Source organism: Bacillus sp. OTU2372 (genome assembly GCF_038440275.1).
Lineage (GTDB): Bacteria > Bacillota > Bacilli > Bacillales > Cytobacillaceae > Neobacillus > Neobacillus bataviensis_B.
On record NZ_JASATK010000002.1, the window covers coordinates 238,112 to 253,374 of the forward strand.

Annotated in this window: 13 protein-coding genes; 2 read left to right on the top strand and 11 right to left on the bottom strand. The window is 41.0% G+C overall.

Features of this window, described 5'->3' with window-relative positions:
- Positions 1–29: 29 nt before the first annotated feature.
- The 6 genes from AAHB15_RS06115 to AAHB15_RS06140 are packed head-to-tail and all read right to left on the bottom strand — an operon-like array spanning position 30 to position 6,529.
- Positions 30–332 carry an urease subunit gamma gene (locus tag AAHB15_RS06115; RefSeq protein WP_098527381.1) on the bottom strand — a complete coding sequence of 101 codons (303 nt, stop codon included), beginning with the start codon at positions 330–332 and terminating at the stop codon, positions 30–32.
- A gap of 18 nt (positions 333–350) precedes the next feature.
- The gene (gene allB, locus AAHB15_RS06120; protein ID WP_335573004.1) at positions 351–1,754 is read right to left on the bottom strand and encodes an allantoinase AllB; all 1,404 of its coding nucleotides are present in this window, start codon (positions 1,752–1,754) and stop codon (positions 351–353) included.
- Between the two features lie 7 nt (positions 1,755–1,761).
- Positions 1,762–2,301: a (2Fe-2S)-binding protein gene (locus tag AAHB15_RS06125; RefSeq protein WP_335573005.1), complete on the bottom strand. Its 540-nt coding sequence runs from the start codon at positions 2,299–2,301 to the stop codon at positions 1,762–1,764.
- Positions 2,292–4,583, bottom strand: coding sequence for a xanthine dehydrogenase subunit D (gene pucD, locus AAHB15_RS06130; protein WP_335573006.1), 2,292 nt, complete (start codon positions 4,581–4,583; stop codon positions 2,292–2,294). Before pucD ends, AAHB15_RS06125 begins: the two co-directional genes overlap by 10 nt.
- A 16-nt stretch (positions 4,584–4,599) precedes the next feature.
- Complete coding sequence (locus AAHB15_RS06135) at positions 4,600–5,472, bottom strand: FAD binding domain-containing protein (RefSeq protein ID WP_335573007.1); 873 nt, start codon at positions 5,470–5,472, stop codon at positions 4,600–4,602.
- Positions 5,465–6,529: an XdhC family protein gene (locus AAHB15_RS06140; protein ID WP_335573008.1), complete on the bottom strand. Its 1,065-nt coding sequence runs from the start codon at positions 6,527–6,529 to the stop codon at positions 5,465–5,467. The genes AAHB15_RS06135 and AAHB15_RS06140 overlap by 8 nt, the downstream gene beginning before the upstream one ends.
- A gap of 441 nt (positions 6,530–6,970) precedes the next feature.
- On the opposite strand from AAHB15_RS06140, the gene AAHB15_RS06145 reads away from it, so the two are divergent.
- Complete coding sequence (locus AAHB15_RS06145; protein WP_335573009.1) at positions 6,971–7,441, top strand: nucleoside deaminase; 471 nt, start codon at positions 6,971–6,973, stop codon at positions 7,439–7,441.
- Between the two features lie 24 nt (positions 7,442–7,465).
- On the top strand, positions 7,466–9,202 hold the full coding sequence (gene ade, locus AAHB15_RS06150; RefSeq protein WP_335573010.1) for an adenine deaminase: 1,737 nt from the start codon (positions 7,466–7,468) through the stop codon (positions 9,200–9,202).
- 37 nt (positions 9,203–9,239) lie between these two features.
- Here the strand turns inward: ade and AAHB15_RS06155 are convergent, their stop codons facing one another.
- The 5 genes from AAHB15_RS06155 to AAHB15_RS06175 form a co-directional block, all read right to left on the bottom strand.
- Positions 9,240–10,211: a bile acid:sodium symporter family protein gene (locus AAHB15_RS06155; protein WP_335573011.1), complete on the bottom strand. Its 972-nt coding sequence runs from the start codon at positions 10,209–10,211 to the stop codon at positions 9,240–9,242.
- Positions 10,205–10,405, bottom strand: a complete 201-nt coding sequence (locus AAHB15_RS06160) for a hypothetical protein (RefSeq protein ID WP_342041999.1) — start codon at positions 10,403–10,405, stop codon at positions 10,205–10,207. The genes AAHB15_RS06155 and AAHB15_RS06160 overlap by 7 nt, the downstream gene beginning before the upstream one ends.
- Before the next feature lie 378 nt (positions 10,406–10,783).
- On the bottom strand, positions 10,784–11,971 hold the full coding sequence (locus tag AAHB15_RS06165; protein ID WP_335573013.1) for an AraC family transcriptional regulator: 1,188 nt from the start codon (positions 11,969–11,971) through the stop codon (positions 10,784–10,786).
- Between the two features lie 83 nt (positions 11,972–12,054).
- Positions 12,055–13,614, bottom strand: a complete 1,560-nt coding sequence (hutH, locus tag AAHB15_RS06170; RefSeq protein WP_335573014.1) for a histidine ammonia-lyase — start codon at positions 13,612–13,614, stop codon at positions 12,055–12,057.
- A 48-nt stretch (positions 13,615–13,662) separates the two neighbouring features.
- Positions 13,663–15,036 carry an MFS transporter gene (locus AAHB15_RS06175; protein ID WP_335573015.1) on the bottom strand — a complete coding sequence of 458 codons (1,374 nt, stop codon included), beginning with the start codon at positions 15,034–15,036 and terminating at the stop codon, positions 13,663–13,665.
- Between the last annotated feature and the right edge of the window lie 227 nt (positions 15,037–15,263).

Below are 15,263 nucleotides of genomic sequence, written 5' to 3' on the forward strand. Positions count from 1 at the left end.
TCGTTGAATAGCCCTAAAACTCGAAATTTCTATCGAATCGGTTGATGTACGGTTACTAGTTTTGTGCCATCAGGGAATGTCGCCTCGACCTGAATGTCCCGAATCATTTCAGGAATACCTTCCATGACATCTTCCGAGGCTAAAATTTTGGTCCCCGCACTCATTAATTCCGCAACCGATTTACCATCCCTTGCTCCCTCCATAATTTCGTACGTTATAAGCGCAACTGCTTCCGGATAATTAAGTTTTAAGCCGCGGTCCTTCCGGCGCCTCGCTAAATCGGCTGCCACCACGACCATTAATTTCTCCTGCTCCCTCTGGGTAAGTTTCATTCCTTTTACCTCACTCCCTTAGTTCAGGCAGACACCCATTTTGTCATTTGTTACTCCCTTTAGATCGTCATAAATCACCTTGCCACGCAGCATCGTCTTCTTAACCTTGGTTGAAAATAGCCGGCCCTCATAAGGGGAAAAGGCATTTCGAAATCCAAAAGACTCTTTTTCGGCAACAGTCGTTTCATCTAAACAGAAGAAGACTAAATCGGCATCTAACCCCGGACTAATTCTTCCTTTTCTTTCCTCAATCCCAAAGCGGTCTGCGACATTGGAGGTTCCTAAAGGGAAAATCTGTTTAAGAGGCACTCCACGTTTCAAAGCCTCATCCACCATTGCCAGCCACGTAAATTGAACTCCTTGGATACCACCCCAAGCTTCCCAGATCGAATCGGTTGACTTCATGGAATAAAGACATGGGGAATGATCAGACCCAATTGTGTCAATCATGCCATTTGCAATACAGTCCCATAATCCTTCGACAGCCTCACGTGGTCTTAACGGCGGTGCACATTTGAGAATCGCTCCCTCCCTGAGAAAATCCTCTTCATCAAAGATTAAATAGTGGGGGCAGGTTTCCACTGTTACGTTCAAGCCGCTTTTTTTAGCTTGCTCGATCAGACCGACAACTTTTGGTGAACTAATATGAACAAAATGAAGAGCTGTTCCATATTTGGCGGCAAGCTCTAACGCATAACTTACTGCCTTTTCTTCTGCCGAGATTGGTCTGCTCGCTAAATAAGCACTTCGTTCATTCAGCCATGGATGCTGTTTATTAAAAGCTATAAGTCTAGCAATATCCTTTTCCCATTCCGCGTGGAGGGCGAGTACTTTGCCATGGTCCTTTGCCGCTAGCATGGCTTGTTTCAATTCAGTGGGAGATAAGTATTGAAAGTCATCGATCCCACTTTCACTCATAAATGACTTCCAGGCAATCACTCCCTCACTCATTTGGGCTAATTCCTGTCTATTATTTAGGTTAGTACCAGTCATCCCGCCCCAGAGGGCATAATCGATATGGGATAATGACGTTAAATACTCTCTCTTATCAGTTAAATTTTGTAAGCTTATGGTAGATGGGGAACAATTTAGCGGCATATCAAAAATGGTGGTCGTCCCACCCATTGCGGCGGCACGGCTTCCTGTCTCAATCCCTTCCCAATCGGTTCTGCCTGGATCATTAAAATGAACATGGGCATCGATAAATCCGGGAACCACTATGCAGCCACTTGCATCGATAATGTTTTCAGCTATCTCAATCAACGGACCTGCTTCACTTTCCATAAGTGAGACAATCTTCTCGTCGATAATTTTAATGGTTACCTCACGAAATCCTTCTTCAGTAAAGACAAGGCCATTCTTTATCAATAGCTCTGTTGTTTTTTTATCCTCCTTAACTACTTCAGTTAGAGCTTTAGCCATCGGTCAATCACTCCTCGATGTTAGTAACCTGATTTTCTTTTAAGCTTGTAATCGCCTTTTCCACTGCACGAATGATTCCGCCATATCCCGTACAACGGCATAAATTCCCCGAGAGTGCTTCCTGTATTTGTTGTTTAGTAGGGCTGGGGTTTGAATCAAGCAATGCCTTAACAGCCATAATCATCCCCGGGGTGCAATACCCGCATTGAAATCCGCCCTCTTCTAAGAACGCTTTTTGAATCGGATGTAATTCATCCTCCTCTAGTCCTTCTATTGTATTAATGGAGGTATGGTTAGCCTGGTAGGCCAAAACCAGACATGAGTTAACCAATTGACCATTCATATGAACGGCACAAGCACCACAGCGGCCAATTTCACAGGATATTTTTGTGCCTGACAACCCTAAGTCTTCCCGTAAAATATCCAATAGCCTTGCTGCCGGTGCTGCCTCTAACTGATGGAGGACACCATTTATAGTAAGGGTAAGCTCTATTTTAGGGGCAGCTGTTGGCAGGTCAACACTCTGGATGACATGCTTCATATCCATGGTTTCATCTCTCCTAAACTGATAGATTTTAATAAAAATTCAGGAGAAACAGGCAGCTTATTCACCCAGCATCCCGTTGCATCATAAATCGCTCGAACAATCGCCGGCGCAACCGCAACCGTCCCAATTTCCCCTACCCCTCTTGGACCAAATGGGTCGCCCACCGCCAGTTTTTCAATCGCCTCAACATTCGTCTTGTAGGGAACATCACAAATGGTGGGAATAAAATAGTTGTCAAAGTTATCAGTTAGATAGATTCCCTTATCCATGACGGCTTCCTCCATCATGGTATAACCTAGGGCCATTACGCCTCCTCCTTCTATTTGACCTAGATATCCCAACGGGCTGACAACAGGGCCACCTGCTACCGCTTGGTCGATTGTACTCACCTTCACTTGGCCTGTTAACAAATCCACTTCTACGTGAGCGATTACAGCTGCAAAAGCATAAAGATAATGACTTCCTCCCACTGTTGCATCAGGACTCGTTGGAAAGTTAAACGAAGTGTGGACATTAATTGACCGGCCAGTTGGCATCTGATGCGCCAGCTGGGCGAAAGTAATAAAAGGACCCGAAGCATCCATCTCTCCGGCCTTCCAGATTCCCCTTGGTCCCATTTGCAGCTGATCAGCAGAAATCCCTGTAATCATCTGTGCGAGTTCTAAAACTTGCTTCCGAAAGGAATCCTTCATTCTCATTAGTGCCTGCCATACCATACTTGTTGATCTTGAGGCAGTCGATGAACCGCTCACAGGTACCAAAGCGGTATCTCCTATAACAATCTTAATATCTTTTTCTGTACACTCGAATTCTTCTATTAGTAAGGTTTCAATCACGGCCAAAAGACCTTGACCACACTCTTCAAACCCGAAGGCGGCTTCAATTTTCCCGGCCTTTGTAAAAGAAAGCCGGCCGCCGGCAGGATCATTCCGGTCGATTCCAAGTCCGCCTCCATGCATCGTGAGGGCAATGCCAGTCCCTCTCACCTTCCATTTATCGAGTTCCTCCTGCTTCCACCTCTTGGATTTTTCAGCATGGGAACGTTCAATCGCTTGAAGGACATCTGATGCTCCATTCGTAGGAGCTATTTTTTGTCCTAATGGCCCAGGATCATCCGATTTCCTTAAATTCTTTAAACGGAATGTTACTGGATCCATATTCAACTTATTAGCAAGCCGGTCCATTTGCCCCTCTAATGCAAACGTGATCTGGTTTCCGCCAAAGCCTCGGAACTCACCTGATACGCCATTATTGGTAAAAACAGATAATCCCTCTATTTCCATATGTGGGATGATATAGGGACCTGGTGCATGCTCCACAGCAAAATCTAAAACGGCAGGACCTAAAGTGGCATACGCCCCAGTATCAGCGATAATTTTTACCTTATGGGCAAGAATATTCCCCTCTTGATCCACTCCCGTTTTCATCATAATGTTCATTGGATGGCGTTTAAGCCCTGCTCTGACCGATTCCTGTCTGCTGTTATGAATTTTGACAGGGCATTTTGTCGCTAATGCCAGTAATGCCCCATAAGGCTGGATATTTAATTCATCCTTTCCGCCAAAGGAACCACCCATTGGGCTTGAAACTACACGGATATCCGTTTCCGGCATATCCAGAATTCTTGCCAATTGAAACCGGTCCTTAAAACCATGCTGCGTACCTACATAAACGGTTAATTTTCCATCTGGTTCCGGGACAATCACTCCGCCCTCGGTTTCCATATAGGCATGCATTTGCCTTGGCAACTCGTAGGTTTCCTCGACTACAATTGCGCATGTTTGAAAAGCGGTTTCCACATCCCCTTTTTTAAAATAAGGATGATGCAGAATGTTGCCTCCTGGATGAAGAAGCGGTGCATCAGGCTGAAGAGATTTTTCGGGACTATCAACAACTGGCAGCTTCTTGTATTCAACCCGAATTAACCGTATTGCCTGCTCGGCGATTTCCTTTGTATCTGCCGCGACAGCAGCTAGAGCATCTCCGACATATCGGACGCGGTCTTCACATAAAACTGGCTGATCCGGAAAAATAAGTCCAAAACCATTCAAACCAGGAACGTCCTTGTAAGTGACAACAGCCCTAACACCTGGAAGTTGCTCTGCTTCATCGACCGAAATAGATAAAATCTCGGCATGCGGCTCCGTGCTTCTTAAAATTTTCCCATATAACATGTTAGGAAACGTTAGGTCTGTTAGGTATTTCATTCTGCCGGTCACTTTTTCGGGACCATCAGGACGTACCCTTCTTTTCAGCTCTGAAAGGCTAGTTTGTAATGCCATAAGATCCCTTCCTTTTCTAACCAGCAAAGCCAGCAATCTTTGAAACAATCATATTGGCAGCGACCGTTTTTTTATAATCTGCCGTCGTAAACGCATCTGTAGCTGCATTGAATTCATCTTTTATCTTTTGAAAAAGATTTTTTAAGAGTTCATTGGATAATTTGGAACCTTCCACTAATCTTTCAACCCCGGCCAGTCGTTGAGGCGGCGTTGTCCCTCCCCCCGCAGCAAGGCGAATGTACTCGACCTCCTTTTGTTCGTTGAGATGACAGCAGCCAGAGATGGTTACAATACTAGGTGTAAATGCTTCCCTGTATCCAAGCTTTTTATAAAAATAACTCTTCCTTTCAAACTCTTTATTGTCAGGAACATAAATGGCGGTAAGAATTGCAGCATTTGATTTACCTAGACAATCTGATAATCTTTTTAGTTTTGTTTTACCTTCATCATAAAAGGATAAGGTTGCATCGAGGGCCAAAAGGGCAGGAATTATGTCGCCAAATCCTCCCGCAATATTGCCGCCAATCGTTCCACGATTACGAACAGCCAGTGCTGCAACATTTCTTATAGCCTCTGCTAATAAGGGGATATTTTTTAAAAGTGAAGGGTGTTCCTTGCAAGCAGCTAGTGTGGTTAAAGCACCAATCCGGATACCAGCTTCTCCGTTAAAATTGGCTCTCTCACAACCTTGCAATTCTTTAATCTGTTCCAAACTAATTAAATGGCGGGGGCAATCCGTACCTTTTTGCCACTGAGTCTGCATGAGTGTTCCTCCCGCGATAAAGCTAGCAACTTCACCTAACTGTTTTTTTAATTGCCAGGCTGCTGCCAGATTATCCGGAAGCCAAACAGCTGGCGAGTTCAACATCGTTGCTCCCTGCTTACTCATTACTCGACCAGCTCCTTTCCATTACCATCTCAGGCCGCTTTGTCCGCTGTCTCTGAATTAGTTCCGCTACAATACTAACCGCAATCTCCTCTGGACCTTCCGCCCTTATTGGCAATCCAACGGGGCTCTTAATCTCCGGCGGTATTTCTCGGCCATCAAGCAAACGTTGCGTCCTAGCTTTTGAGCCCAGCACACCCAAATATCTTAATTTTTTACCTTTTAGAAGATGTAACAATTCTCGATCCTTTTGAAAATGATGTGTAAGGATGATGACAGAGTCTAAGCTGGATAAAGTCAGCATAGGCACCACTTCATTCGGAAAACCCACAATTAATTGATTAGCCTCCGAAAAATATTCTTCTTTACATAACGCCGAGCGCCAATCAGAGACAAGGACGGAAAAGCCTGCTTGAGCTGCCATATTAACTAATGGAATTACATCCCGGCCAGCCCCAAAAATAATTAACCGAGGCTTAGGTTCAAAGCAATGGATGTAAATATCAGCTGATAATTCTGGTAAATAAGAAATTCCACTTTTCGGTATTTTTTGATGTATATCATTTACGAGCCTTTTTATTTGCAGGGGTACTCTTCCGTGCCACTTTCCAAACAGCTGTTGATGATCTGTGATAAACAAATAGTCAGTAACTGAATTGTCTTTCGCTAATTTTTTTATCACCGTCACACGGTTCCCATTATCTAAATGGAACTTTAATTTACAGAGATGCTCACGAAGACAGGCATCAATCGGTTCCAAGAGAACACTTATTACACCGTTACAGCCTGCCCCCTGCCCCCATGACAGATCGTCTTCGTCCCTTAAATCATAAACAACGGTGTTTGTTTTTCTTTGGTTTATGACTTCTTGAACTCGAAAGGACAAATCCGTCTCAAGACATCCGGCACTTAGAAGACCTATTTGCGTTCCATCACCTCGAAACAGCGTGGAAGCCCCCTCTTTTCGATAAGCTGATCCTTCTACGCGAATAATCGTAGCAAGGACATCATCATTAGCAGACTCGACAATCGCGTCTAGAATCTCATGTATCCCATCCATACAAGACCCCCTTAAATTTATTTATTAATAGACCTCCTAAAAACAACCATGTTCTATCTCTCTAAAATTTGGGCTCAGTTGGATAGGTGAGAATATGTAACTAAGGAAAATGTTAACGTTTCTATCATCAGCTTTTCACTAATAATATCCAAAAGAGGAGATAGCTTCTACATTGGCGTCATATAATCTAACATAAAAAATTTTATTTATCAGAATTAGAAAGGCTGATCCTTTAATCTTTAACAGTTATATCGTTGGCATCCTTTCTTACGATGGCTATTTTGAAAAAGTCTGTCAGAAACCCTTACGACAAAGGAGAAAATATACGTGTGTTATAGAATAATATATCTCAAGCTTAAAAGGGAAAATCTTACTTTCCTATTACAAGGCATAAACCTTTAACGACAAACGTTTAATATAGAGACGATTGGGGAGATTATGATGTCAGCTGATAAATTTATGGTGGTAGCCATTGATGAGGCTCTAACCAATGTGATGACCTGTCATGGTGGACCATTTGGAGCTATAGTAGTAAAAGAGGGGAAAATTATTGGTAGAGGCCGTAATGAAGTTACAGCGTTAAACGATCCCACAGCCCATGCTGAGGTTCAGGCGATCCGCGAGGCCTGCCAAACTCTAAAAAGCTTTCAACTTGAGGACTGTGAAATCTATACGAGCTGCGAACCATGCCCAATGTGTATTGGCGCCATTTATTGGGCACGTCCAAAAGCTGTTTATTATGCCTGCACTAAAGAGGACGCAGCCAAAATCGGCTTCGATGATCAATTTATTTATGACCAGCTCGCATTACCTTTCGAAGCGCGAAAAATCCCTATGAAGCAAATTTTCCCCGCTAATGGCGACCTGCCGTTTAAAACATGGAAAAAATCACAAAATAAGGTGGAATACTAATCTGACAAAAAGAGGATGTTGAAGATGGAGAGAAATCAATTAGAAAGAAGAATCTCTGTGGCCTCTGGAAAAGAACCTGCAGATACCGTCATTAAGAATGGAAAAATTGTTGATGTATTTAACGGAGAAATAATGGAAGGTGACATTGCTATAGTTGACGGGTATTTTGCAGGGATTGGAGTATACAGTGGGAAAAACATCATTGATGCTAAAGGCTGTTATATTTCTCCAGCTTTCATTGATGGTCATGTCCATATTGAGTCCTCAACGGTTACAGCAAGGGAATTTGCTAAGGTCCTCCTCCTCCATGGGGTTACTACCATAATTGCGGATCCCCACGAAATTGCCAATGTTTCAGGGGTGACTGGCATTCAATATATGCTTAATTCAACTGAAAACCTTCCCTTTGACTTTTACTTTATGCTCCCCTCCTGTGTGCCGGCAACAGCCTTCGAACATTCCGGTGCCACACTTACGGCTGAGGATTTAAAGCCTTTTTATCAACATCCGCGAGTACTGGGATTAGCAGAAGTAATGAACTACCCAGCCGTGGTAAACGCCGAACAAGATATGGTCGGTAAAATATCTGACGCCAAACACTTGGGTAAAAAAATCGATGGCCATGCAGCAGGTCTAAAGGCTAATGACTTAAATGTATATATGTCTGCGGGCATTCGAACAGATCATGAAAGTACGACCACAGATGAAGCAAGAGATCGTCTTCGCAGAGGAATGTACTTAATGATTCGTGAAGGCACAGTTGCCAAAGACTTGAATCAGTTAATTTCTGTTGTAAATGAGCGTAACGCCCGCCGCTGTCTATTTGTGACAGATGATAAGCACCTAGATGACCTAGTTCACGAAGGCAGTATTGATCATAATGTTCGACTGGCGATTGCTTCAGGGCTCTCTCCCTTAACTGCTATTCAAATGGCATCCATTAATGCGGCAGAATGTTTTGGTCTTGAAGACAAAGGAGCCATTGCCCCTGGTTACAGGGCGGATTTCATCTTCTTTGATAATCTCGACACCATTCAGATCACCGATGTATATAAAGATGGTCGAGCAGTTGTTAAGAATGGGTTGCTAATCAGTGAACTAGGAAACGCAGATCCTTCGATATCAGTATCAATAAGAGAATCTGTCCGCTTTCATGAGCTTGAAGAGGATAGTTTTCAGATTCTTTTGAAGGAAAAGAAGGCAAATATTATTGAAATTATTCCTAACAGCCTGGTAACGATCCATCAAATTGAAGAAGTAGATACCTGTGAACTTGGTTTGTTTCGACCATCTAAAGAAAAGGATCAATTAAAGTTAGCCGTCATTGAACGCCATCATATGACAGGTGCAATAGGTTTGGGTATTGTAAAAGGCCTGGGCCTAAAATCAGGGGCGATCGCTACCACCATCGCCCATGATTCTCACAACCTAATCATTGCAGGCACTAATAATTATGATATGGTTGTTGCAGCTAACGCGATTAAAGATATGCAAGGTGGGATGGTTGTTGTTAATAAAGGGGAAGTAATTGCCTCATTAGAGCTTTCTATTGCAGGGTTGATGTCTGATCGCCCTTATCAGGAAGTGTACACTAATTTAAATGAAATAAATCTGGCTCTTCGAACGTTAGGAGCGAACGAGCACTTTAACCCCTTCTTAACGCTTTCCTTTTTATCACTGCCGGTGATTCCGGAGTTAAAGCTAACAGATCAAGGCTTATTTCAGGTTTCCACATTTAAGCATATTAGTAATGATGCATAGTAAAAAGCCAGTTTCTTCAAACTGGCTTTTTTAACATCTATAAAGCAATTGACTTCTGATTATTGACTTCCTTTTTACTATAAAAACGCTCAACAAAATGGCCATTTAACGAAGCCAGGATTTGCTGAAATAGCATCGCAACAACAACCGGTACCGCAACTGCTGCCGGAAAAAAGGAGACCGCTAATACTGCACCCGCACTAATATTTCTCATCCCGCCAGTAAACGTCAGTGTAATCACAGTACCCTGTCCCCTTTTCATTAATCGGCCTACAAAGAAGGAAAATAAGTAACCGGTTAAAGCGATGAAAAAGACAATTACTATAATGCTAACCAGCTTAAGATCAATATGTTTCAAATAAGGGGCAACGACCGACCCGTTCAACATCACAACAATACCTAAACAAATCTTTGAAAAAGGAGCAAGGCTTGGCCCTATTTGTTCTTTCACTTTCCCCTTTGATAGCTGGTTTAAAGTCATCCCGATTAATGACGGGATTACCACCATCCCCAACATACCTTTCATAATACTAATTGTATCCATCTCGACTTTTTGACCAATAAATAATGACAGGGTCAAGGGAACAATAATCGGAGATAATAACGTATCGATTAAAATAATCGATAAAACCAAGGGAATATTCCCTTTATAGATCGAAACCCAAATGAAACTCGTGACACCCGTTGGAATCACCATACCAAGAACAAGTCCTGTAATCGTGTATGCATCTCCTGCAAAAGCAACATGACCAATCCCCCAGGCCCATAGCGGCATAAGGACATGTAAAATCAACATCGCTAGGAATATAGGAAAGGGATGAATGATCACATCCTTTAATGATCGGAAATTAGAGCTTAAACTGCCTTCAAAGGTCATAAAGGCAAAAAACCATGGTATTAGATAAGAAAAATCCTTTATATACGTACTAAGAAGTACCCCTAGAATGACACTGACCGGAGTGATGAGTGGCATAATTTTGACAAGTCGCTTATTTAAACTTTTTAGCATATTAGACTCTCCTCCCTAACAAAGGATACCACAATTTCCTTGCAGGAAGGGTAATAATTAGACGTTGCCACTGAAACCTGATTTTTATCCAATACTACATCTAGCCAACCGAATACCTCTTGGTTAAAAAATATCAGTGCCCCGAATTGGCAGTGCTCTTCTGCTGAATCCTCTTCGGTAAACAACATAAACATCTTTTCTTCTCCGATTCCCACTCTAACACAAGCTACTGTCGCCTAGACGTTCCAAGGTGTTAGAAAAAAAGCATCTTATTCCCGGCTGAAATCAGCCTCCCCTAATGGAACCATTTTTGATTTCTTTACAATTTTAAAGCTAAAATATCCAAATAAGAATAAAGGTAGTCCAATATAAGAAACCAGAATCCCGTACCAGTCAATTTTGTCACCGATAAACGCCTGGTAATTGGTTCAAAGCATTGCCACTGCAGGCCGTACTGTTTAGAATGCTGGCGAAGAAGGTCGTTACACTATGGTGCCTTTGAGCCATTCGTTAGTCTTTTTCTCTGTGGTTTATCTTTCTTTAAGGTATGAGGCTGGACACCTAATAAATTTTTATATCTTCCTCTTTAACCGTCGATATTCCGTTGGGCTAGAATTCATATATTTTTTAAATACTCGGCTAAAGTAATTGGAATCATGGAAGCCCACTTGAATGGCAATTTCTTGTACAGGAAAATCCGTTTTTTCCAAATAAAATAAGGATTTATCAATTCTTAGCTTATTAAAAAATTCCATGGCACTCGTTCCAACTTCATTTTTAAAAAGATGGCTAAAATGATATCTGCTTAAATGACAATAATGGGCGATATCCTCTAAAGAAACATCTTTTTGAAGATTCTCTTTCATATAACGAATCGCATGCTTAATAATGGGTGAAACATCACGAATATATATTTTTTCTACCTGTTCGGTTAACCATTTTGCATATTTACTGACTTTTATTACAAATTTATCATATCGAATTGTTTGATACAGATCTTGAATCACATTTGCCGTATTGGTTAAAATCGAGACAGGACTTACTCCAGCTTCTAAAACAATTCTGGACATCATCATAAGCAAGTCAATTAACTCGGATTTAAAAACATCTTCATTATACTTATAAATTTCAGCAACCCTAATCATGATTCCTTTGATTTGGGTCACGGCCCCTTCTGTGTGCCCGATTCTAACTAAAGAAAATAGTTCTGACTTTTCTTTCGTTAAAGGGATCATTAAGGATTCAACCATTTTTTTTCTCATATCTGTGTGAAAAATTAATTTATTCCCTTGAAAAAATCTACCTGACATTGATTTTTTTGCCTCTTCATACGAACAATTTAGGTAAGATGGGTCATTATAAAAATCTCCTATACCAATCGAAACATGTATTCCAATTTTATCGGAAATTCTTTGAATCTCCTCTGCATGTAATAGGACTTCCCTCTTTCTATCCTGTATATTTACCCCATGAAAATCCAGTAAAAGTGCTAGAACCCCCTCTTCCGACCATGCCCATAAAAATGGAATAGGCAAGATGGTGTCTAATTCTTCTATAAGTTTTCTTCCAATATTGATTTTCCATTCAATCGGTTTTCCCTCAGCTAAATCTGGATAGCGATCCACCGAAACTAAAACCACTACATTGGGCTGAATTTTCACCCCAAACCTTTCTTGCAAATCCTTAAAAGGTGCCACATGTACAAAGGTTCCTGAAAGTAGTAACTGTGAAAAAGATATTTGTATCAGTTCTTCGAGCATATCCCAATTCCCCCAAATAACAATGGAAGCTATTCTACTCTAATAAAGATGAGTAAAAAAGCTTCCAATTATTATAGTCATTGTTACCAATCTAGTTTTCCAATTATCAATTCGATAGCGTTTAGGATTTCTCCTTCACGAATTAGGTTGGTAATAAATTGAATATCGGGATAAAAATATCGATCTTCTTCTACAGTCGGAACGACACTCCTGATCAGCTCATAAACCTTTTGGCTGGCGGGTGAAGGTTTTAAAGGGTGATGAAAATCCAAGGCTTGAACAGCTGCCATCAGCTCAAGTCCTAAAATATACTCCAGCTTTTTAGTTATTTGATAAGCTTTTTTTGCTGCAAAATAGGCAAAACTGACAACATCCTCTTGATTTGCACAGGTTGGCGTATTATCTACTGTTGCGGGATGAGCAAGAACCCTTATTTCATTAAGTAGCCCTGCTACTGTATACTGCGGAATCATGTAACCGCTATTTAAGCCTGGTTTTGCTACTAGAAAATTCGGAAGTTCACTTACATGAAAGTTGACGAGCCGATCTAACCTTCTCTCTGAAACCTTTGCGAGATTGGCCATTGCGATGGCTATCGTATCCGCATAGATACCGACAAATGTTCCATCAAAATTCCCTCCCATAAGGGCATCTCCTTGATCCTCTGTGGTAATCAGTGGATTGTCACTTGATGAGTTTATCTCATTACATATAGTAAATTCTGCATCTTTTAAAACCTTTTTTATAGCTCCGTGAACTTGAGGAATACATCTTAGGCTAAGAGCATCCTGTAATCGGTAATCCCGATATTTTTCGGCAATCTCACTGCCTTTCAGCATATTTATAATATTGCGTGCCGTGCCAGCCTGCTCTTCATGTTTCTTAACTGAATGGGTTCGTGGATTAAAGGCTTGAATGGTGCCCTTTAACGCTTCTAAAGACATGGCACCCACAATATCAGCTGTTTTTGCTGCTTGAATACTGTTATAGAGAGCTAATGAAGCTAAAGCTGTGACTGATGTCGTTCCACTTATAAGTGCTAATCCTTCCTTACAGCCCAATGAAACAGGCTGTAAACCAGCTTTTTCTAAAGCATCACTTCCTCGAATAAGCTCACCATTGTGCCATGCTTTTCCTTCCCCAATTAACACTAAGGCCATATGGGCTTCCGGAGATAAATATCCAACCGATCCTTCTCCAGGGGCAAAAGGAACAATTTGATGATTGAGTAGCGACCTTAAAAGTTCTAAAGTCGCTAACTTTACACCAGAGAAACCATTTCCTAAATTAACTAGAATCATGAATTGGATGGCTCTTACCACTTCTTTTTCTAACGGAGAACCAACAGATACTGCATGAGAACGAATGATATTTTTTTGAAGGGTCTCGGTATCTTCTGAGGAGATATTTTTTGTTATGTTACTACCAAATCCCGTTGTGACCCCGTAAATAACTCGTTCTTCATCCAAAAACTTTTCAATGACCGTTCGTGAAATATTTACCCGGTTACGGTAATCATGCGAAAATAAAACCTCTGCATCGTATCTAGAAACAGCAATGATTTCATTTATGGAAATTTCTCCATTGCCCAATGTAACTTTTTTTATTTCCCTTGGGTGGATGTTTGATTTGGTAGTAATCATTTTCCTTACTTACTCCTTTCGTGTTGCGATATAACCAAGAAATGAATGTTATCTTCCTATTTCAACACTCTTTCCCTCTCTATTTATGCTAAAATCAACATCTAGATTTGGATCACTCGCTTCATTCAAGCCAAGTGATTTCGTTTCTGGTGCCCATGCAATCGAGACAACCGTTCCGATTAATAAGATAACGGACATGGAGATCATCGATGTTGTCATTCCAAAGGAGCTTACACTAATCGGTAATAGAAATGTTCCAATTGCTGAACCGATTCGGCTTATCGCTGTAACAACACCAACGCCTGTACCGCGAATTTCCGTTGGGAATAATTCGGCTGGATAGACAAGTGTAAGATTTGAAGCCGCAGACATGACAAAGGTGAAAATGGAAAAAGCAATGATAGCAAAACCATGCGATCCTGCTGGTAGAAGACTTAAAATAAATAAGGATAGAGTCAAAATAATAAAGGTATAAATGGTAAAACCGCGGCGTGAGAGCTTCTCTGTACACCATAAACCAGCGATTGCACCAACAAGAAGGAATAGATTTAATAGCATATCAACCATAAAGGTTTCTTCAAATCCCAATTTTTCTAAAATTGTGGGAAGGAAAGTATAAATGGCAAAGTAAGGGACTACCTGACATACATAAAATAGGCCACCAAAAGCAGTCCGTTTCCAAAGATGTTTGTTGAAAAGATCCTTGATTCCATAATTAGTGGTGACTTCTTGCGCAATATTTTCCTCCATTACGGCATGAGGTCCAATATATTTTCTCACGATTTCTTTTGCCTCTTCTTCTCGGCCCATTTTTACAAGCCATCTTGGTGATTCAGGAGTTCCAATACGCATGACTAAAACAATTGCAGCAGGAAGCACTGCACTAACAAGCATCCAACGCCAGGAATCGGGGCCCATCTTTCCAAGGTAATATCCTATAACATTAGAAAGAACATAACCAACTGTCCATAAAACATTTAATGAGGATAATAGAATACCTCTGTACTTTCTGGGCGCAAATTCCGCAAGTAAAGTAGAACCTACTGCATAATCCCCACCAAGAGCAATACCAATTAATATCCGTATTATAAAAAGCGTTACTGGATCATTTACAAAAAATTGCAAAGCAGATGCTACTGTTATAATAACAAAATTGGATAAGAATATTTTCTGCCTTCCAATTTTATCAGAAAGCCCACCGAGCAAAAGGCTTCCAAAAAATAATCCAATTAAGGCAGAACTTCCAATTAAACCATTCCACAAAGGACTAAGATGCATTTGCGGACCAAGGAGGCTAAGAGCCATTCCAATTATCCCGAGAGCATATCCATCAGAAAAATTGGATCCAAAGGTCAGTGCTGTAATCCTTATATGAAACTTATTTAGCGGTGCGTCGTCCATCCTATAGGTTTGTTCATTCACCAGTAATTCTCCTCCCCAAATTTCGAATTTTCACATATTTGGTCTTGAATAAATTATTTAACGGCTCAATCTCTCCTCCTCTTAGTTAATTAATGCGCTTTCAATTGATTGAAAATTAAGTGATTAATCAATTAGTGTGATAAAGTGATTATATCTATATTTAAATCATTTGACTCTAGAGGATATTTCGATACATTAGCACATTATTGCTATTTTTATTAATCCTT

Coding starts and splice junctions, on each gene's coding strand:
- AAHB15_RS06165 (WP_335573013.1), bottom strand. CDS start 11,971: ATGCTCGAAGAACTGATACAAATATCTTTTTCACAGTTACTACTTTCA.
- AAHB15_RS06125 (WP_335573005.1), bottom strand. CDS start 2,301: ATGGATATGAAGCATGTCATCCAGAGTGTTGACCTGCCAACAGCTGCC.
- AAHB15_RS06155 (WP_335573011.1), bottom strand. CDS start 10,211: ATGCTAAAAAGTTTAAATAAGCGACTTGTCAAAATTATGCCACTCATC.
- AAHB15_RS06145 (WP_335573009.1), top strand. CDS start 6,971: ATGTCAGCTGATAAATTTATGGTGGTAGCCATTGATGAGGCTCTAACC.
- allB (WP_335573004.1), bottom strand. CDS start 1,754: ATGGCTAAAGCTCTAACTGAAGTAGTTAAGGAGGATAAAAAAACAACA.
- pucD (WP_335573006.1), bottom strand. CDS start 4,583: ATGGCATTACAAACTAGCCTTTCAGAGCTGAAAAGAAGGGTACGTCCT.
- hutH (WP_335573014.1), bottom strand. CDS start 13,614: ATGATTACTACCAAATCAAACATCCACCCAAGGGAAATAAAAAAAGTT.
- AAHB15_RS06135 (WP_335573007.1), bottom strand. CDS start 5,472: ATGAGTAAGCAGGGAGCAACGATGTTGAACTCGCCAGCTGTTTGGCTT.
- AAHB15_RS06140 (WP_335573008.1), bottom strand. CDS start 6,529: ATGGATGGGATACATGAGATTCTAGACGCGATTGTCGAGTCTGCTAAT.
- AAHB15_RS06115 (WP_098527381.1), bottom strand. CDS start 332: ATGAAACTTACCCAGAGGGAGCAGGAGAAATTAATGGTCGTGGTGGCA.
- AAHB15_RS06160 (WP_342041999.1), bottom strand. CDS start 10,405: ATGTTTATGTTGTTTACCGAAGAGGATTCAGCAGAAGAGCACTGCCAA.
- ade (WP_335573010.1), top strand. CDS start 7,466: ATGGAGAGAAATCAATTAGAAAGAAGAATCTCTGTGGCCTCTGGAAAA.